The organism is Micromonospora sp. L5, assembly GCF_000177655.2.
GTDB classification, from domain to species: Bacteria; Actinomycetota; Actinomycetes; order Mycobacteriales; family Micromonosporaceae; genus Micromonospora; species Micromonospora aurantiaca.
In genome coordinates this window covers 3,047,242-3,065,387 of record NC_014815.1, presented here as the reverse complement: position 1 = coordinate 3,065,387, position 18,146 = coordinate 3,047,242, and the positions used below count along the sequence as shown (strand labels likewise).

17 protein-coding genes and 1 pseudogene are annotated in these 18,146 nt (G+C 74.9%); 9 read left to right on the top strand and 9 right to left on the bottom strand.

Annotated features, from left to right (window positions below; all coding sequences use genetic code 11):
- The first annotated feature begins 1 nt into the window (after nucleotide 1).
- Both ML5_RS14575 and ML5_RS14570 read left to right on the top strand, forming a co-directional pair.
- On the top strand, nucleotides 2-358 hold the full coding sequence (locus tag ML5_RS14575) for a hypothetical protein (RefSeq protein WP_013475204.1): 357 nt from the start codon (nucleotides 2-4) through the stop codon (nucleotides 356-358).
- The gene (locus ML5_RS14570; protein WP_049800098.1) at nucleotides 358-642 is read left to right on the top strand and encodes a hypothetical protein; all 285 of its coding nucleotides are present in this window, start codon (nucleotides 358-360) and stop codon (nucleotides 640-642) included. Before ML5_RS14575 ends, ML5_RS14570 begins: the two co-directional genes overlap by 1 nt.
- A gap of 58 nt (nucleotides 643-700) precedes the next feature.
- Here the strand turns inward: ML5_RS14570 and ML5_RS14565 are convergent, their stop codons facing one another.
- Nucleotides 701-1,012 carry an MGMT family protein gene (locus ML5_RS14565; protein ID WP_013475203.1) on the bottom strand — a complete coding sequence of 104 codons (312 nt, stop codon included), beginning with the start codon at nucleotides 1,010-1,012 and terminating at the stop codon, nucleotides 701-703.
- Between the two features lie 13 nt (nucleotides 1,013-1,025).
- On the opposite strand from ML5_RS14565, the gene proB reads away from it, so the two are divergent.
- Together proB and ML5_RS14555 are read left to right on the top strand one after the other, a co-directional pair.
- Nucleotides 1,026-2,183, top strand: a complete 1,158-nt coding sequence (gene proB, locus ML5_RS14560) for a glutamate 5-kinase (RefSeq protein ID WP_013288683.1) — start codon at nucleotides 1,026-1,028, stop codon at nucleotides 2,181-2,183.
- A gap of 74 nt (nucleotides 2,184-2,257) precedes the next feature.
- Entirely contained in the window at nucleotides 2,258-3,499 is a 1,242-nt protein-coding gene (locus ML5_RS14555; RefSeq protein ID WP_013475202.1) for a glutamate-5-semialdehyde dehydrogenase, read from the top strand.
- Between the two features lie 591 nt (nucleotides 3,500-4,090).
- Here the strand turns inward: ML5_RS14555 and ML5_RS33260 are convergent.
- The 6 genes and pseudogenes from ML5_RS33260 to ML5_RS14525 form a co-directional block, all read right to left on the bottom strand.
- Nucleotides 4,091-4,960: pseudogene (locus ML5_RS33260) on the bottom strand (prenyltransferase/squalene oxidase repeat-containing protein); the annotation flags it as partial.
- A gap of 130 nt (nucleotides 4,961-5,090) precedes the next feature.
- Nucleotides 5,091-6,338, bottom strand: coding sequence for an adenylyltransferase/sulfurtransferase MoeZ (moeZ, locus tag ML5_RS14545; protein WP_030269268.1), 1,248 nt, complete (start codon nucleotides 6,336-6,338; stop codon nucleotides 5,091-5,093).
- A 41-nt stretch (nucleotides 6,339-6,379) separates the two neighbouring features.
- The gene (locus tag ML5_RS14540; RefSeq protein ID WP_013475200.1) at nucleotides 6,380-7,204 is read right to left on the bottom strand and encodes a DUF3152 domain-containing protein; all 825 of its coding nucleotides are present in this window, start codon (nucleotides 7,202-7,204) and stop codon (nucleotides 6,380-6,382) included.
- A gap of 78 nt (nucleotides 7,205-7,282) precedes the next feature.
- Entirely contained in the window at nucleotides 7,283-8,146 is an 864-nt protein-coding gene (locus ML5_RS14535) for a DUF3152 domain-containing protein (protein ID WP_013475199.1), read from the bottom strand.
- Between the two features lie 5 nt (nucleotides 8,147-8,151).
- The gene (locus ML5_RS14530) at nucleotides 8,152-9,150 is read right to left on the bottom strand and encodes an alpha/beta fold hydrolase (protein WP_013288689.1); all 999 of its coding nucleotides are present in this window, start codon (nucleotides 9,148-9,150) and stop codon (nucleotides 8,152-8,154) included.
- Between the two features lie 40 nt (nucleotides 9,151-9,190).
- A complete protein-coding gene (locus ML5_RS14525) occupies nucleotides 9,191-12,007 on the bottom strand; it encodes a hypothetical protein (RefSeq protein WP_013475198.1) in 2,817 nt (938 codons plus the stop codon).
- A gap of 149 nt (nucleotides 12,008-12,156) precedes the next feature.
- Here ML5_RS14525 and ML5_RS14520 point away from each other — a divergent pair, with 149 nt between their 5' ends.
- Nucleotides 12,157-12,795: a TetR/AcrR family transcriptional regulator gene (locus tag ML5_RS14520; protein ID WP_013288691.1), complete on the top strand. Its 639-nt coding sequence runs from the start codon at nucleotides 12,157-12,159 to the stop codon at nucleotides 12,793-12,795.
- A gap of 65 nt (nucleotides 12,796-12,860) precedes the next feature.
- Nucleotides 12,861-13,088: a DUF3107 domain-containing protein gene (locus tag ML5_RS14515; protein ID WP_013288692.1), complete on the top strand. Its 228-nt coding sequence runs from the start codon at nucleotides 12,861-12,863 to the stop codon at nucleotides 13,086-13,088.
- Nucleotides 13,089-13,134: 46 nt separating this feature from the next.
- Here ML5_RS14515 and ML5_RS14510 read toward each other — a convergent pair whose 3' ends face one another.
- Nucleotides 13,135-13,806: a ferritin-like fold-containing protein gene (locus ML5_RS14510; RefSeq protein WP_013475197.1), complete on the bottom strand. Its 672-nt coding sequence runs from the start codon at nucleotides 13,804-13,806 to the stop codon at nucleotides 13,135-13,137.
- Nucleotides 13,807-14,088: 282 nt separating this feature from the next.
- Here ML5_RS14510 and ML5_RS14505 point away from each other — a divergent pair, with 282 nt between their 5' ends.
- A complete protein-coding gene (locus ML5_RS14505) occupies nucleotides 14,089-15,750 on the top strand; it encodes a DEAD/DEAH box helicase (protein WP_013475196.1) in 1,662 nt (553 codons plus the stop codon).
- A gap of 185 nt (nucleotides 15,751-15,935) precedes the next feature.
- Entirely contained in the window at nucleotides 15,936-17,084 is a 1,149-nt protein-coding gene (locus tag ML5_RS14500; protein ID WP_013475195.1) for an SAM-dependent methyltransferase, read from the top strand.
- Between the two features lie 26 nt (nucleotides 17,085-17,110).
- Here ML5_RS14500 and ML5_RS14495 read toward each other — a convergent pair whose 3' ends face one another.
- Nucleotides 17,111-17,536, bottom strand: coding sequence for a hypothetical protein (locus ML5_RS14495; RefSeq protein WP_013475194.1), 426 nt, complete (start codon nucleotides 17,534-17,536; stop codon nucleotides 17,111-17,113).
- Between the two features lie 180 nt (nucleotides 17,537-17,716).
- On the opposite strand from ML5_RS14495, the gene ML5_RS14490 reads away from it, so the two are divergent.
- Nucleotides 17,717-18,136 carry a helix-turn-helix transcriptional regulator gene (locus ML5_RS14490; protein WP_026268433.1) on the top strand — a complete coding sequence of 140 codons (420 nt, stop codon included), beginning with the start codon at nucleotides 17,717-17,719 and terminating at the stop codon, nucleotides 18,134-18,136.
- Nucleotides 18,137-18,146 lie beyond the last annotated feature (10 nt).

Here is an 18,146-nt window from a genome sequence, read left to right as displayed (position 1 = left end):
CATGGACCCAGCCCGATCCGTCCGCAGCTCGCGGGCACCGTACGAGGCCCGTCCCGGCCGTCGTGCGGTCGTGGTCCCCGACCTGAGCGAGTTGCAGGGCCCGGTCGCCGGCGTGGTCGAGCTGCCCCACCGGCTGTTCTGGCAACCCGACCGGCACGTCGACCTCGACGTCCCGGGTCTGCTCGCGTGGATGTACGAGACGGTGCTCACCGAAGCCGTTCATCCCGACGAGTTGCGCGCCTGGCTGCACGGCCCCACCCTCATCCGCCTGTGGCCCGAGTTGTATGTGCCCCGCGGTGTCCGCCGCGCCTGGGAAGAGAGCCACCCGGTGCTGCGCGCCCGGGACGTCGCCGCCTGATGTCACCGGCGCCGGACCCGTACCAGCACGAGGTCGCCCGTGCCGCCATGGTCACCCGTGCCCAACCCCGCGACTACATCGATGTCGCCGCCGCGCTCGGCCGCTACAGCAGGAACGACCTGGTGGACCTCGCGCGGCGGGCCGACCCGGCGCTCACCGACGAAGAGTTCCAGGACTCGTTACAGCGCCTCGACCGCCTGCCCGACACCGTTTTCACGCTCTACCGCCTCGCCCCGGCCGAGATCCGCAACCTCCGGCACGCGTTCTCAGACTGGCCGCGATGACCCGGACTCGTTGAGGGCAGTCACGATCGGTTGGCCGGCTGCCGCCGACCCGGTCGGGTCACCCCTCGTCCGGTGACCAGGACGCCGCCGCCAGGTCCACCCGGTCGCCACGCAACGGGCAGCCCTCGGCGAGCAGCCGTTCCCGGGCCCTGCGCTCGTGCCCCGGCGGCATCCGGCCGGCCGCGTTCACCACCCGGTGCCACGGCACCCCGCCCCCGTGCCGCGCCATGATCGAGCCGACCAGCCGTGGCGAGGCCCGTCCCGAGCGGTCGGCGAGCGCGTCGGCCACCGCCCCGTACGACATAACCCGCCCCGGCGGGATCCGCTCGACCAGCGCCAGCACCGCCTCGACGTATTCGTCAGGTGTCACGAGCTGCCACGATATGGGAACGCGCCGCGGCGCGGCAGACCGCAGCGCGCAGAATGGTCGGGTGCGCGAAGCAGTCACCTCGGCCCGGCGGATCGTGGTCAAGATCGGTTCGTCCTCGCTGACCACCGCGACGGGCGGCCTCGACGACGCCCGGGTCGACGCGCTCGTCGACACGCTCGGCGGGCTCGCCGCCTCCGGACGCGAGGTGGTGCTGGTCTCCTCCGGCGCGATCGCCGCCGGGCTCGCCCCGCTGCGGCTGCCCCGGCGCCCGCGCGACCTTGCCACCCAGCAGGCCGCCGCCAGCGTCGGCCAGGGCCTGCTGATCGGCCGGTACGCGGCCGCGTTCGCCCGGCACGGCCGCACCGTCGGGCAGGTGCTGCTCACCGTGGACGACGTGACACGGCGGGCCCACTACCGCAACGCGTACCGGACGCTGCGCAAGCTGCTCGACCTGCACGCGGTGCCGATCGTCAACGAGAACGACACGGTGGCCACCGAGGAGATCCGGTTCGGCGACAACGACCGCCTGGCCGCGCTCGTCGCCGCGCTCGTCGACGCCGACCTGCTGGTGCTGCTCTCCGACGTCGACGCGCTCTGGACCGGCGACCCGGCCCGCCCGGGCAGCACCCGCATCACCGAGGTGCACGGCGAGGGCGACCTGGCGGGCGTGGACGTGGGCGGGGCCGGCCGGGCCGGGGTGGGCACCGGCGGCATGGTGACGAAGGTCGAGGCGGCCCGGATCGCCACCGGCTTCGGCATCCCGGTGGTGCTGACCGCCGCGCCGCTGGCCGCGCCGGCGCTGGCCGGGGAGCCGGTCGGCACGTACTTCCACCCGAGCAGCCGCCGCCCCGCCGCCCGTCTGTTCTGGCTGGCGCACGCCACCGCCCCCCGCGGCCGCCTGCACCTCGACCCGGGCGCGGTGCAGGCGGTGGTCGGCCGCCGCAAGTCGCTGCTGCCCGCCGGCATCACCGCCGTCGACGGCGCGTTCACCGCGGGCGACCCGGTGGACCTGGTCGACACCGCCGGCGCGCCGGTGGCCCGAGGGCTGGTCAACTACGACGCGGTGGAGCTGCCGGGGCTGCTCGGCCGTTCCACCTCCGAACTCGCCGCGGCGCTCGGCCCGGCGTACGAACGCGAGGTCGTCCACCGCGACGACCTGGTCCTGCTGTAAGGAAGGGGCCCTTCTTAACAGACGTCTGTTAAGAAGGGGCCCCTCCTTGAACCCCGTCTGAAGGAGTACGCACGATGAGCGTCGTCGAGCAGGCCCGGCGAGCCCGGGACGCGGCGGAAGCCCTGGCCACGGCCACCCGTACCGTCAAGGACGCCGCGCTGCACGCGATGGCCGACGCGCTCGTGACGCGTACCCCGGAGATCCTGACGGCGAACGCGGCGGACCTGGCAGCCGGGCGCGACGCCGGGCTGTCGGCGGCCGTGCTGGACCGGCTCGCGCTCGACGAGGGCCGGGTGGCGGCCATCGCCGACGCGCTGCGCCAGATGGCCGCGCTGCCCGACCCGGTGGGCGAGGTAGTACGCGGCTCGACCCTGCCGAACGGGCTGGAACTGCGGCAGGTGCGGGTGCCGTTCGGGGTGGTCGGCATCGTCTACGAGGGCCGGCCCAACGTGACTGTCGACGCCGCCGGGATCTGCCTGAAGTCCGGCAACGCGGCGCTGCTGCGCGGCTCCTCGTCGGCCGCGCACTCCAACGCGGCGCTGGTCGCGGTGCTGCGCGACGCGGTCTCCGGCGCCGGGCTGCCGGCGGACGCGGTGCAGCTGCTCGACTCAAGCACCCGCGACTCGGTGAAGGAGCTGATGCGCGCCCGCGGCCTGGTCGACGTACTGATCCCGCGCGGCGGTGCGTCGCTGATCCGCGCCGTGGTCGAGGAGTCGACGGTCCCGGTGATCGAGACCGGCGTGGGCAACTGCCACGTGTACGTGGACGCCGCCGCCGACCTCGGCAAGGCCCTGGCGATCACGCTGAACGCCAAGACGCAGCGCCTGTCCACCTGCAACACCGCCGAGTCGCTGCTGGTGCACCGCGACGTCGCGGACGCGTTCCTGCCGGCGGTGCTGGCCGCGTTCGCCGACGCCGGGGTGACTGTGCACGGCACGCCCGAGGTCGCCGCCCACTCCGACGCCGTGGTCGCGGCCACCGAGGAGGACTTCGGCACCGAGTACCTCTCCGCCGACATCTCCGTCGCAGTGGTCGACTCGCTCGACGCGGCGGTCGCGCACATCCGCCGGTACGGCACCGGCCACACCGAGGCGATCGTGACCGACTCGCAGCGGGCGGCCCGGGAGTTCGTGGCCCGGGTGGACTCGGCAGCGGTCATGGTCAACGCGTCCACCCGCTTCACCGACGGCGGCGAGTTCGGCTTCGGCGCGGAGATCGGCATCTCGACGCAGAAGCTGCACGCGCGCGGACCGATGGGCCTGCCGGAGCTGACCAGCACCAAGTACGTGGTCACCGGAGACGGTCACCTGCGCTGATCGGTCCGGTCCCCTGGGCGGCCACCAGTACGGGGTGGTGGGGGCATCATGGTGCCTCCGATGCCACCATCTCGCCGAACTGGTGTTGATCAACTGGCCGGGCTAGGCGATCTGGAGTGGATCCCCGTCCGCCGATGGCGGTGTGACGAGCGGAGGCAGCCCCGGGGGCACCGGAGCAGCGGGCGGCACCGGGCCGGACGGCGGGTCCGGCACTGACGGCGCAGCCGGCACGGTGCTCCCGTCGGGGAGCAGGTCGGGCGCGACGATCCAGGCGGACCACGGCCCCTGCCCGCCGTCCGGACCGGCCGACGAAGCGGGCGCGGTCTCCGGCCCGGCCGACGACACGCCACCCGGCCCCGGCGAAGGGTCGGAGCCGAGGCGGTGCGGCGGCGGCCCGGCATCGGGAGCCGGGGCGGGCGACGCAGGCGCGGGCGCGGTTACCGGCGGGGCGGGCGACGCAGGCGCCGGCGCAGGCGGCGATGTGGGGAGGCGGCGCGGGCGCGGGGCCGGTACGGCCGGCGGCGCGGGCAGGTCCGCGGTCTGCGGCACCACGAACGGCGCTCCGGAGGTCGGGGCCTCGGGCGTGTTCGGGCGGCACGCGCGGATCGCCCGCAGCGTGGTGTGCACGTCGAACTGGTGGCCGTCGTCGCTGTCCCAGCCGCCGTCGCTGCGCTGCGTCTCGGCGAGCCGCCTGCGCGCGGAGACCAGCAGCCACTGCTCCTCGCCCACGTCGACCCGGCGCAGCGTGGCGGCCAGCCAGGCCACGTCGGCCGGGGACATCCGGGGGATCCGGTCGGCCAGCACCGCCTGGATGCGCGCCGACTCGTAGTACATCTGCTGGCGGTGCAGCACCGCGGCGGCGAGCCAGCCGGCGGGCAGGAAGGACGGCCAGCTGCCGTCCGGCGCGAGTTGCGCGGCCAGTGCCTGGGCCGCCGCCTGCACCACACCGGCGTACGCGCCGCCGACCCGGTGGTCCAGCGGACCGGCGGCCCGCGCGTCCAGCCCGGCCACTGTCAGCCAGAACCCGGCGTTGGCTGTCTGGTAGAGCCGTGCCTCGGGATCACCGGGGGTGGCCCACTCGGGGGCGAGCCCGGCCAGCGAGGGGTCCTCGTCCCAGCCGCCGTCGGGCAGTTGCCGGGCGGCCAGCCAGTCCAGCGCGTGCCGGGCGGCCGGGCGGCCCAGCGCGCCGAGGTCGTCCAGCTCGGCCAGGCGGAAGCAGGTCGCGTCGATCGAGGCGACCTCGCCGTCGAGGACCGCGGGCCAGCCGCCGCCCGGCGCCTGCCCGGCCTCGGCGGCGTCGAGCACGTCGGGCGGCACCGGAGCGCCGGAGCGCAACCGGGAGAGACGGGCGCGGTCCACCGCGTCACCGTGAGCGACGACGAATCCGATCGCCGCGTCCAAGTCGACCACGGCACTGACGGTACTGGCGCGGCCGAGGTTACGCCTCGGCAGCTCGGTCAGGGCCGGTACCGCCCACCGGTCGTCGAGGGCATCCGCCGGAGGGTTGCCCGACCCGGCGTTTGCCCACGCCAGGGGGCGCGAAAAGCACGATGGGCCCGCCCGGAGCGCCGGGCGGGCCCATCGACACGACTCAGTACGCGGGCAGCGACGGGTCGACCTGCTTGACCCAGGAGAGCACACCGCCCTGGAGGTGCACCGCGTCGGAGAATCCGGCCGCCTTCAGCGCGGCCAGCGCCTCGGCGGAGCGGACGCCGGACTTGCAGTGCAGCACGATCTGCCGGTCCTGCGGGAACTTCGCCAGCGCCTCGCCGGACAGGATCTCGCCCTTGGGGATGAGCGTCGCGCCGGGGATGCGGACGATCTCGTACTCGGCGGGCTCGCGCACGTCGACCAGGAAGATGTCCTTGCCCGAGTCCTGCCAGTCCTTCAGCTCCAGCGCGGTGATGGTCGAGTCGACCACCGCCTCCTGCGCCTCGTCGGAGACGGCGCCGCAGAAGTCCTCGTAGTCCTCCATCAGGTCGGTGAGCGTCGGGTTCTCGCCGCAGAGCACGCAGTTCGGGTCCTTGCGAACCTTGATCTTGCGGTAGCTCATCTCCAGAGCGTCGTAGACCATCAGCCGGCCGACGAGCGGCTCACCGATGCCGGCGAGCAGCTTGATCGCCTCGTTGACCTGGATCGACCCGATCGACGCGCAGAGCACCCCGAGCACGCCACCCTCGGCGCAGGAGGGGACCATGCCGGGCGGCGGGGGCTCCGGGTAGAGGCAGCGGTAGCAGGGGCCGTGCTCGGCCCAGAACACCGACGCCTGGCCGTCGAAGCGGTAGATCGAACCCCAGACGTACGGCTTGCCGAGCAGCACCGCCGCGTCGTTGACCATGTAGCGGGTGGCGAAGTTGTCGGTGCCGTCGACGATCAGGTCGTACCGGGAGAAGATGTCCCGGACGTTCTCCCGGTCCAGCGCGGTGTTGTGGATCTCCACGTTGACCAGCGGGTTGATCTCGCGGATCGACGCCGCGGCGGACTCGGCCTTGGACCGGCCCACGTCGGAGACGCCGTGGATGACCTGGCGCTGGAGGTTCGACTCGTCGACGGTGTCGAAGTCGATGATGCCGAGCGTGCCGACACCGGCCGCGGCCAGGTAGAGCAGCGCCGGCGAGCCGAGGCCACCGGCGCCCACACAGAGCACCCGGGCGTTCTTCAGCCGCTTCTGCCCCTCCACCCCGACGTCCGGGATGATCAGGTGGCGCGAGTAGCGGCGGATCTCGTCTACGGTCAGCTCGGCGGCGGGTTCGACGAGCGGGGGCAACGACACGGTGGACTCCCCGGGATCGGCGGTGTGACCGCGCCATTGTCGCTCGCCCGGACGGGGATCGGCCATGATGAGGGACACTCGGCCCGAACTGCGGGACCGGGAATAACTCAGACCCCGTCGGTGGGCTCGCCCTCGTACCGCATTCCGCCGATGTACGGCCAGGCGTTCGGCAGGCAGCCGTCCAGCCCGTACGTCTGCTGCTGCATCACCGGGGCGGGCGCGCCGGGCTCGGGGCAGGCCTCGTGCAGCTCGCCGAACTCGTGCCCGACCTCGTGGTTGATCACGTAGGTGCGGTAGACCTCCAGCGGGGCGCCGTAGTCGGGCACCGCCGTCATCCACCGGGCCAGGTTGAGCACGACCCGGCCGGGCAGCCGGCAGGAGGTGTACCGGTCGGTGCGCAGGCCGCCCTCGGCGCACATCCGCTCGGAGGTGATGGGGGTGGCGAGGTAGACGGTGAAGTCTGCGGCAGCCGCCTCGGGCACCCGCTGCACCCGCAGGTCCCCCGACGCGATCCAGCTGCGCGGGTCGCCCAGTACCGCGTCCACGGTGGCGGCGAACTCGTCGGCGTCCTGCCCCGTGTCCTGCTCGACCTCGACCCGGTAGCGGCGCAGCGGGCCCTCCTGTCCGCGTACCGGAGATCGGCCCTGGGCCACCGCGAACGTGCCGGGGCCGGCGGTGGGGTAGCCGGTCGGCGCCGGGGCCGGGACGTCGGCCTCGGCGCCGCGCGCCAGCGACGGTTCGGCGGCGAGCGACGTCCCACCGTGCCCGGGCGACGGCGCGTTCAGCCGGGTGATGCCGACCGCGCCGCCGACGGCCGCGAGCAGCATCGCCAGCAGCAGCACCGAGCGGCGGCGCCGCCGTCGCATCCGGCGCAGGGTGGGACGCTCGGACGGCGGCGCGGCAGGGTTGTCGTAAGGGGACGACGACGTCATGGCCTCAGCGTGCCATGCAATTCGGGCATTTAGCTGCTTTTGCCGCCTATGCCGCGAATGTTCTTCACAAACCGGCGGTCAGAGGGCCGGCCCGGTGTACCGCTTCCCGCCCACGTAGGGCCACGGGTTCGGCCGGCAGCCCTTGAGGAACAGCGTCTGCTGCTGCATCACCGGCGCCGCCCGGCCCGCACCCGGGCACCCCTCGTGCCGGTGCCCGAGCTGGTGCCCCACCTCGTGGTTGACCACGTAGAGCCGGTACGTGTCCAGCGGCATCCCGGCGTCGACCAGGTGCGGCGCCGAGGTCCGCCACCGGTCCAGGTTGATCACCACCTTGCCCGGCACCCGGCACGACGTGTACGGCACCCCGCCCACCCGGATGTCGATCCCGCCCGCCCCGCACAGCCGCCCGGCCGTGTCCCGGGTCGCGAGGTAGATCGTGAAGTCGTACCGGTCGTCCGCGCCGACCCGCTGCAACCGCAGCCTGCCGCCGTCGACCCAGCTACCCGGGCCGGCCAGCGCGCGCTGCACCGCCTCACCGAACGCGCGGACCTCCTCGCCGGAGCCGTTCTCCACCGCCACCCGGTAGCGGCGCAGCGTCCCCGAGCGGCCGAGCACGCCGCTGGTCCGGTCGTCGTACGCGAAGCTGCCCCGGCCCTTCGCCGGGCCGGGGCCGGACAGCGTCAGCACCGGCGCGGCCGGCGAGCTGGGCACCACCGGGGGCGACGGCGCGACGCTCGGCGTGGACGGCTCCCGCGTGGGCGCCGGAGGCTGAGCGACGAACCCGTCGGTGATCCGCGTCCCCGCGCCCGCCGACGGCAGTTGCACCGCCACGCCGACACCGACCGCGGCGGCGGCAGCGAAGGCGCAGACCACGAGCGCGGTACGCCAGTGACGAAGCGAGGAACGGGAGCGGGCGGCACGAGGACGGCGGGAGCTGGGCATCCGGCTCAGCCTGCCATGTCACGCTCCGTTCCGCTCTCCCCCATGCCGGTGGTGAGCGACTGTGTCGCCTCGGCGAGCAGGCCGAGCACCGCCCGCGCCACGGTCCGGGGCACCTCCAACTGGGCCACGTGCCCGACGCCGTCGAGCATCAGCAGCCGGCTGTCCGGGATGACCCGGGCCGCCTGCGGCGCCACCCGCACGTCGACCAGCCGATCCTGCCGCCCGCCCACCACGAGCGTGGGCGCCCGTACCGCCGCCGCCTGCCGCCAGAGCGCGCCCTCCCCCGGCAGGTACGAACGCAGGAAGCTGCCGACCAGGCCCCGGAACGTCCGCACGTACGCGGCGGCGTAGTGGGCCGCCTCGTACCGGACCCGGATCTCGTCGATCGCCTCCTGCCGGCGCTGATCGCTGATCCGGGTCAGGTCCGCCACGCACGCCTCCATCACCTGCTGCGCGGTCACCTCCGGGCTGAACTGGGCCAGCCGCCAGGCGGCCAGCCGTTCGCCCCGGGGGATCGCCAGCAACGGGAGCATCCGCCCCTGCAACGAGCGGCGGAAGTCCAGGAACGGCAGCGCGGGCGAGACCAGTGTGAGCGTGCGGACCAGGTCCGGGCGCAACGCCGCCACCCGCACCGAGATCGCGCCGCCGAGCGAGTTGCCGAACAGGTGCACCGGACCCCGGTCGCTGTGCTCGATCCAGCGGATCACCCGCTCGGCGAAGGACGGGATCGTGTAGCGCGGCCCCGGCTCGCTGCGCCCGAATCCGGGCAGGTCGATCGCCTGGCCGTCGAGCCGGTCCGCGAGCAGCCCGGCCAGGTCGGTCCAGTTCTGCGCCGACCCGCCGAGGCCGTGCACGTACAGCGCGGGCTCCGCGCCGGGACCGGTGGCCGGGGTGTCGCGGACGTGCACGAGCGTGCCGTCGAGGCGTACGTGCCGGCCGGGCCAGGGCGGCGGGACGTGGTGTGCGGGAAGGCTGTGCTCCGGCCACAGTGCGGCGCGCTTCATGCCTCCAGTCTTCCCCGCACACGCCGTACCGCACACCGGCTCAGGAGAGCAGCGCCTCCAGCCGCCGGTTCACCGCCGCGAGCGTGGCCCGCACGACCGCCTGCCGGGGATCCCCGGCCACCAGCGCCGAACCGGCCAGTTGCTCCACCCAGCCGTCGCAGACCAGCAGCACCACCACTGTGGCGACCTCGCAGTTGCCGAACGGCACCACGGCGGCGTGCTCCACGAAGCACCGGCCCCGCTCGCCGGCCGGGACGACCCGGCCGAGCAGCTCGTCCACCGCGGCGGCCGCGGCCACCGCGCAGAGCCGCAGCACGTACCCGTCGACAGCCGGGCCGGTCGCGTGCCCCTCGGCCGTCCGGTCGCCGGCGACCAGGCGCACCTCGGTGGTGGCGTCCAGGCCGAACGTGCTCACCAGGACGTGCTCGATCACCACCCGCGGCCCCGGCACGCCGCCGGTGTCCAGCGGTCGCGACGGCGCGGTCTCCGTCGTGGTCATCTGCCCACCGGAGTACGACGTACCGAGCGTGACCGGGCTGCCGGTGGACATGCCGGTCGGCGCGGAGGCCAGCGACGTCTCGTCGACAGCGGCCCGGCCCCGGTGGGTGGCCTGCCGGCGGCGGCGCGGCGGCTCGTCGCCGTCGCCGGGCGCCTCGGCCGGGCGCGTGGCGCGGTCCGCACCGAACCGCGCGTCGCCGGAACGGTTCGCGGCCGGACGTGCCACACCGGCACGCGCCGGCATCTCGTCGCCGCCCGTCTCCTCACCGTTACGGGCCTCGCCCGGCTCCGCCTGCGGGGCACGGGCCTCGACCGGTGCCGGCTGCGTCCCGGGTGCTCGTGTCTCGCCCGCGCGCGTCTCACCGGAGCGGTCCAGCCGGGCCGACCGGCGGCGCAGCGGGGCCGGGGGCGGTACGGCGGGCGCGCCGGGCAGGTTCTGCGGGGCGGCGGCCAGACCCATCCGCTCCTGGAGCAGCCGGGCCACCATGCGGCTGACCTCGGCCGGGTCCGCGCCGTCGGCCAGGTCGAGCCGGAGGCTGTGCGCGCCGGCCGGGGTACGGCGCAACGCGGCGTCGCGTACGCCCGCCACCTCCCGGACCGCGTCGAGGATCGCGTTGACGTCGAAGCCCTCCGGCCGCTCCCGCAGTGGCGCGGGTTCGTCGTCGCGGCGCAGGTGGGTGGCGATGCGGGCGAGTTCGGGGGTCTCGGCGGACGGTTCCACTGCCGGTGGCTCCGGCACGACGGGCACGTCCGGTTCCGAGGGGACGCGCTGCGGCAGCACGGGGGACGGTTCCTCCGGTCGGGGCTCGGCGACCGCGTCGGCGGCCGGCACCGGTTCCGGTGCGGACCGGCGGGCCGCGTAGGGAGGGGCGCTCGTCGGGTGGGGCGCGGGTGCGGGGTCGAACCGTGGCGTGCCGCTCGTGGCGGGAACGCCTGAGGTCGGCGGGACGGCGGCAGCCGCCTCGGCGGGCGGCGCCGGGGCGTATCCACCGGCCGGGGCGGGCGGGGCGCCGGCTACCGGCGGCGCGCCGGGCGCGGGCGGAGCACTCGTCGGCGGGGGGCCCGGGGGCGTGATCAGCGGCGCGACCGGCACCGGCGGCCCGGCCCAGGAGGGCCGCTCGTAGCCGTGCGGTGGTTCGGCGTCGCCCCGGGGCAGCCGGAACGGGCGGGTCGCCTCGGGCGCCGGCTCGGGCGCGGCCGGCGGCTCGTACCGGCGCGCCGGCTCCGGCCCGGCACCCGGCTCGTACGGCCGGGACACCTCGGACTCGGCGGGCGGCGGGTACTGCCGCGCCGCATCCGGTCCCGGGGCCGGCTCGGCGCGCAGCGGCTCGTACGGCCGTACCGGCTCGGGCCGGGGTGGCTCGTAGGCGGCGGGCGGCTCGACCCGGGCCGGCTCGTACGGCCGCACCGGCTCGGGCGCCCACTCGGCCGCGCGGTCCTCGCGGGCGGTGCGGTGGGCGGCGCTGTCGTCCTCCCACTCCCGCCGCTCGGCGACGGGCTCCTCGGCGCGGCGGGCCGGCGGCTCGTCGGGCCGGGCCCACGGCGGGGCCCAGCCGTCACCCCAGCTCGGGCGGTTCCAGGACGGCCCGGACCAGTCCGGTTCGGCGGCCCTCGGGTCGTCGGCCGCCGGAGTCTCGGCCGCGGCCCGCGGCTCGGCGCCGGCCGCCCGGCCCTCGGGCGGGTGGACCTCGCCCGGTGCGTGCTCCGGCCGGCTCACGGCCGGCGGCGGGGTGACCGGCCGGTCGGCCCAGCCGTGGGACAGCGACGGGGTGGATTCGGTGTTCGGCGCGTGAAAGCCCGGCGGCACCTCGAACCCGGAGGCGGCGGCGCCGACCGGCGGGACCTGGAGCGCCGGGGGCGCGGAGGTCGGCCCGCTCTCGGCCCAGCGCGGAGCCCGGGCGGTCGGGTCGTCCGCGGCGTGCCGGGAACCGGCGGGCTCCCCCGGGTCGGTCGGCTGCTCGATCGTCGGCGCCGGGCGCGGGGCCGGTACGGCCAGCCGTTCGCCGTCGGCAGGCCGGGGCAGCTCGTCCGCGGGCGGGGCACTGACCGGCGCCTGGCGGGTCACTGGCGACTCCTCCCCGGCGTGGTGCACGCCGTTGACGTGGCGGCCGTTGACGCGGCCCGGTTCCGGCGCGGAGTGGCCGGGCAGCGGGGCCGGCAGGTCGCCGTGCCGGGGCGAGGAGGCGGCCCAGCCGCCGAGGTCGCCGTAGGGCCAGCCGCCGGGCGCCGGAGCGCCGCGGGACCAGCCGTTCGGCGGGGGCGCCCAACCGCCGCCGGTACGGGCCGGGTCGTCCTGCTGGCCCGTCCCGTCGCCGTGCTCTCCCGGGGTGGCGGCTCCGGGTTGCCCTGTTTCACTCACCGCGCGCTCCTTGGTCGCCCCCGCTGAGGCTACCGTGTGGTGACAGTGGCGATAAGTTACAGCGGCGGGCCAATTCCGCGACGGGTTCACGAACCCGGACCGGTTCGGGTGATACGTGCCGGCTCGTACGCAGATACTCGGAGGATCCGATGACCGCAGTGGGGAACGGTGCACAGACCGCCGGTCGGCCCACCCGCCTGCCCCGCTCGGCGCGCCGTAAGCAGCTGCTCGCCGCCGCCCAGGAGGTGTTCGTCGCGCAGGGCTACCACGCCGCCGCGATGGACGACATCGCCGAGCGGGCCGGTGTCTCCAAGCCGGTGCTCTACCAACACTTCCCCGGGAAGATGGAGCTGTACCTCGCGCTGCTGGACACGCACTGTGACGCGATAGTGGCCAACGTGCAGGACGCGATGAGCGGCACCAACGACAACAAGGAGCGCGTCGGCGCCGCGGTGCGCGCGTACTTCGACTTCGTCGACCACGAGAGCGAGGCGTTCCGGCTGGTCTTCGAGTCGGACCTGCGCAACGACCCGGCGGTGCGGCAGCGGGTGGAGCGGGTCGAGCAGGGCTGCATCGCGGCCATCACCGACACGATCATCTCGGACACCGGGGTCAGCCGCTCGCACGCCGAACTGCTCGCCTCGGGCCTGGTCGGCGCCGCCGAGACGGCCGCCCAGTTCTGGCTCGCCGGCGGCCGTCAGGTGCCCAAGGCGGAGGCCGAGGCGCTGGTCGCGGCCCTGTCCTGGCGCGGCATCGCCAGCTTCCCGCTGCAAGGTGAGTCAGCCTGAACATCGGGCCGCCGGATCGGATAGCCTTCCCACGGTGGCTTTTTCGCCCCAGTTGAGGAGGCACAGTGGAGGTCAAGATCGGCGTGCAGTACGCGCCGCGGGAGCTGGTCCTGGAGAGCGCGCAGTCGCCGGCCGAGATCGAGCAGATCGTGACCGACGCCTTCGCCAAGAGCGAGGGCACCCTCTCCCTGACCGACGAGAAGGGCCGGCGCGTGATCGTGCCGGTCGGCAAGGTCGCCTACGTCGAGATCGCCGAGGCGTCGCCCCGCGCGGTCGGATTCACCGTTCGCTGATTCCCGCGGCACCGGCCGCCGTGGCGGGCCTCCCCGCCACGGCGGCTCAGTTGTTCAACCCGACCGACGTCATCCGCGCGGAGTGCGCCTCGGTCAGCCGGCGCAGCAGCCCCGGCACGTCCCCGCCGGTCCGCCCGATCAACGCGACGAGCGCGCCCCGGTCGGCGGCGGCCACCCGGCCCGCCTGGGAGAGCGCCTCACCGAGCAGCCGCCGCGCCCACATCGACAGCCGCCCGGCCGCCCGGGGATCGGCCTCGATCGCGGCCCGGATCTCGGCCGCGGCGAACTCGGCGTACCGGGAGTCGTGCAGCACGTCGAGCAGCAGCGTCCGGTTCGGCCCGTCCAGGCCGTCGGCGATCCCGCGCAGGAAGTCGTCGGTGATCGCGTCGCCCACGTACGCCTTCGTCACCGCCTCCGCCCAGTCCCGCGGCTCGGTCGAGTCGTGGTACGCCCGCAGCGCCTCGACGTAGGGGGCCATCGCCTCCTCCGGCGTGACGCCCCACGCGGCGAGCCGGTCGGTGAGCCACCTGTAGTGCGCGATCTCGGCGGCGGCCATCTCGCTGAGCGCGGCCCGGCGGCGCAGGTCGGGCGCGAGGCGCGCGTCGGCGGCGAGGCGGTCGAACGCGAGCAGTTCGCCGTAGGCGACGAGCCCGAACAGGTCGGTCGCGGCGGGATCGGCGGCGGCAGGGTCGGTCGCGGCGGGGTCGGGGGCGGACACGAGCGCAGGCTACCGACGTTGCGCCTGTGACTCAAGTCACAGCGAACCGCCCCGCGTGCACGGCCACCACCTGGGAATCGGGACGACTCAGGGACCGTTCAGGTACGATGAGACAGTTGCCGTGGGCACCGAATCGGTCACTTGCTGATCAACGCCGGTCCCCGACGCGCGTGCGGCCCGGTCCGGCTCGGCGAAATCGCCCCTGACCGCGTGGCCCGCGCCACACCGATCGCGCCCTGAGGACCTGAGGGGCGCACCACGAGAGGGCACCCCCAAATCCATATGAGCGAGCAGATTTCCGGCCAGCCACTGGCCCCCACCGCTCCGGTCCCCCCGGAGGCACCCACGTTCGCCGCGCTCGGTGCGCGGCAGGAAACCGTCGAGGCGCTGGCCGCCGCCGGCATCACCCGCGCCTTCGCCATCCAGGAGTACGCGCTGCCGATCGCGCTGCGCGGCGTCGACCTGATCGGGCAGGCGCCGACCGGCACCGGCAAGACGCTCGGCTTCGGCATCCCGCTGCTGGAGCGCGTGTTCGCCCCGTCCGAGGGCAGCGACGGCGTCCCGCAGGCGCTCGTCGTCGTACCCACCCGTGAGCTGGGCATCCAGGTCGCCAAGGACCTCGACGCCGCCGGCCGTACCCGGGGCGTCCGGGTGCTGCCGATCTACGGCGGCGTGGCGTACGAGCCGCAGATCGAGGCGCTCCGCAAGGGCGTCGAGATCCTGGTCGGCACCCCCGGCCGCCTGCTGGACCTGCAGAAGCAGAAGCACCTGCGGCTCGACCGGGTCCGCGCGCTCGTCCTCGACGAGGCGGACCGCATGCTCGACCTGGGCTTCCTGGACGACGTCGAGAAGATCCTGGCGATGCTGCCGGAGGACCGGCAGACCATGCTGTTCTCGGCCACCATGCCGGACCCGATCGTCGCGCTGTCCCGGCGCTTCCTGCGCCGTCCGGTGACCATCCACGCCGGGCACACGGCCGAGACCGGTCCGTCGCCGCAGACCACGCAGCTCGCGTACCGCACGCACTCGCTGAACAAGGTCGAGATCGTGGCGCGCATCCTCCAGGCCGAGGGCCGCGGGCTGACCATGATCTTCACCCGCACCAAGCGGGCCGCCGACCGGGTCGCCGAGGATCTCGACTTCCGCGGCTTCGCCGTCGCCGCCGTGCACGGTGACCTCGGCCAGGGCGCGCGTGAGCGGGCGCTGCGGGCGTTCCGGGCCGGCAAGATCGACACGTTGGTCGCCACCGACGTGGCGGCCCGGGGCATCGACGTCACGGGCGTCACGCACGTGATCAACTACGACTGCCCGGAGGACCAGGACACCTACACCCACCGCATCGGCCGTACCGGCCGGGCCGGGGCCACGGGTGTCGCTGTGACGTTCGTCGACTGGGACGACATGCCCCGCTGGCGGATCATCGACAAGACGCTCGGGCTGGACATGCCCGAGCCGCCGGAGACGTACCACACCTCCGCGCACCTCTACACGGACCTGGCCATCCCGACGGACGTCAGCGGCACGCTGCCGACCGCCGAGCGCACCCGCGCCGGCCTGTCCGCCGAGGTCGAGGAAGACCTGGGCGGTGGCGGCCGGGCGCGTCGGGGCGCACGGCGCGGCGACAGCCGGGGCCGCGAGCGCGGCGACCGCGACCGCGGTCGTGGCCGGGGCGGCGAGGGCGGTTCGTCCGCCGGTTCGCCCGCCGCACAGGCCGATGCCGGAGACGACGAGACCCCGCGTACGCCGCGTCGTCGGCGTCGCCGCCGGGCCGGCGAGACGGTGGCCGGTGAGCCGACCGCGGTGATCGGCACCGAGGGCGCGGCCGAGACCGCCGCCGCACCGCAGCAGGCCGCGGAGGGTGAGGCGGCGAGCAAGCCGCGTCGCCGTCGCCGTCGCCGCAGCGGCAGCACCGGCGCGCCCGCCGAGGCCACCAACGCCGACTGACGAACACCAACGGATGCGGCCTCCCGGACCCCGGTCCCGGAGGCCGTCCCCATCCCCGGGCCCTCTCGCTCACTCGCCGACTGCGACGATCATGAAGTTGACGGCGTGACACGCCGTGCTCACGGCCGCCAACTTCATGATCGCCGGGGCGAGGGCGAGGGCGGGAAGCAGGAAGGTAGGTACTGATGCCGGAAGCGTTGGACTCGGCGCTGGCCGAGGTGCGGGCGCTGCTGCTCGCGCCGGGGCTGACCCGCGCGGTCGCCGCCGGGCGCCGTCGTGGGCAGCGTCCCTCGGTGGTACGCGCGGAGCTGCGCCCGGTCACGCTGAAGGCCGGTCCGCGGTTGCAGATCGCCGTCTCCGACGGATCACGGCCGCACACCCGCAACGTGGCACCGGGTACGGAGGCCGGCGCGGCTGTCGACGAACTGCTCGCCGAGCCGTTCGGCAACTGGCACGTCGAGACCGCCGACGCCACGCTCCAACTCCGGGTCACCAAGTCCGGCGAGGCGCAGGTGCACCGCGCGGCGGCCAGCCGTCCGGCCCCGGAGCCGGGCGGGCACGACCGGGCGAAGGAGTGGCTGCTCGACCCCGGTGATCCCCTGTTCCGGGAGATCGGCGGCTCGGCGGCCAAGCGCCGCCAGGTCGACGCGTTCCTGCGCGCGCTCGCGGCCACGCTGCCCGACGACCTCACCGGCCCGCTGCGGGTGGTGGACCTGGGCTGCGGCAACGCGTACCTGACCTTCGCCGCCTACCGCTACCTGGTCCAGCGCGGCCTGGACGTGACGCTCGTCGGGGTGGACGTGCGCGAGGACCAGCGCCGCCGCAACGCCGAGCTGGCCGAGCGGCTGGGCTGGGCCGACCGGGTGGGGTTCGTGGCCGGCACCATCGCCGAGGCGCCCGTCGAACCGGCGCCCGACCTGGTGCTGGCGCTGCACGCCTGCGACACCGCGACCGACGAGGCGCTGGCCCGGGCGGTGCGCTGGGGCGCCCGCTGGGTGCTGGCCGCGCCCTGCTGCCACCACGACCTGGCCGCCCAGCTCCGGAGCGGTCAGGCGCCCGCGCCGTACGAGCTGCTGACCCGGCAGGGCATCCTGCGGGAACGGTTCGCCGACGTGCTCACCGACTCGCTGCGGGCCGCGCTGCTGCGGCTGCACGGCTACCGCGCCGAAGTGGTGGAGTTCGTCGACTCCCAGCACACGCCGCGCAACCTGCTGATCCGGGCACGGCGGACGGCAGGCGCGCCGACAGACGGGCAGCGCGCCGAGTATCGCGAGCTGGTCGGCCAGTGGGGTGTCACGCCCCGGCTGGAGACGCTGCTGGCCGAGGCGCGCTGAGCCGAGGCGCGCCGAGCGCGGCGGTCCTACCGCCCCCGGTCGCCCCGGTTGCGGTCGCCCCGGTCCAGCACCGACACCCGCTCACCACGGGTCGGACCTCGCTCGCCGTCGTGTGACGCGCTCCGGAACGACACCACCTTCCCGGCATGCTCGGCGTTGCCGGCGGCGGCGAAGGCGTTCCACGAGATGTCCACGAGCAGCCGCTTCACCTCGGCGTGCCGGACGGCCGCGTTGCGCTGCAACGCCATCCGCGCGCCGAGCACCACAGCGGCCAGTGTGGTGCAGATCGCGCCGGTCGCGGCGATCAGGTGTACGCCGGTCGCCTCGCCTCCGCGTACCGCCAGCACCAGCAGCCAGATCCAGAAGCCGAGCGCGAACACGGCGGCCTTGGCCACGAAGAAGAGGCTCACCGCGCCGGGGCGATGCGGTACGGGGCGGTCCGGCTCGGCCATTCTGTTCCTCCATCGACATCCAGGATTGCCTCAGCTTAGTTGACCGGCGGCAACTTTCCGTAGTCGGGCGGTCCCGCCAATGAGACCTCCGGACCGATCAGTCAGTTACTTCTCCGGCCCGGCGTACTAGGCTCGGTGCGCGAGCCGGGCCACCGGAGGAAGGGGACAGATCCACCAGGGATGGGTTCCGCAGACGTTTCGCCACAGATGGCCTTCGCGCGCTTCGTACGACGGGCCATCGACGCCGCGCGCGAGGAGCGCGGCTGGACGGTGACCGACCTCGCCACCCACACCGGCGTCGGCCGCTCCACTGTGTTCCGCTGGCTGGCCGGCGACTGGCAGGACTACCCCGAACTCGCGAAGGTCCGCGGCTTCTGCGCCGCCCTCGACCTGCCCGTGGCTGCGGCGTTCCGCGCGCTGGGCCTGCCCGACGCCGGGCCGGTGCCCCGCCGCCGGGGTGCCGAGGACGGCCCGGTGGAGGCCGACGTGCGCGTCATCCTGGATCGGCTCGCCGACCCGAACGTGCCCGCCGAGGAGAAGCACCACATCCGCGATCTGCTCCGCTACCTGGCCCGCCGCCCGGTCCGCCGGGCCGGCTGAGCGCCGGGCG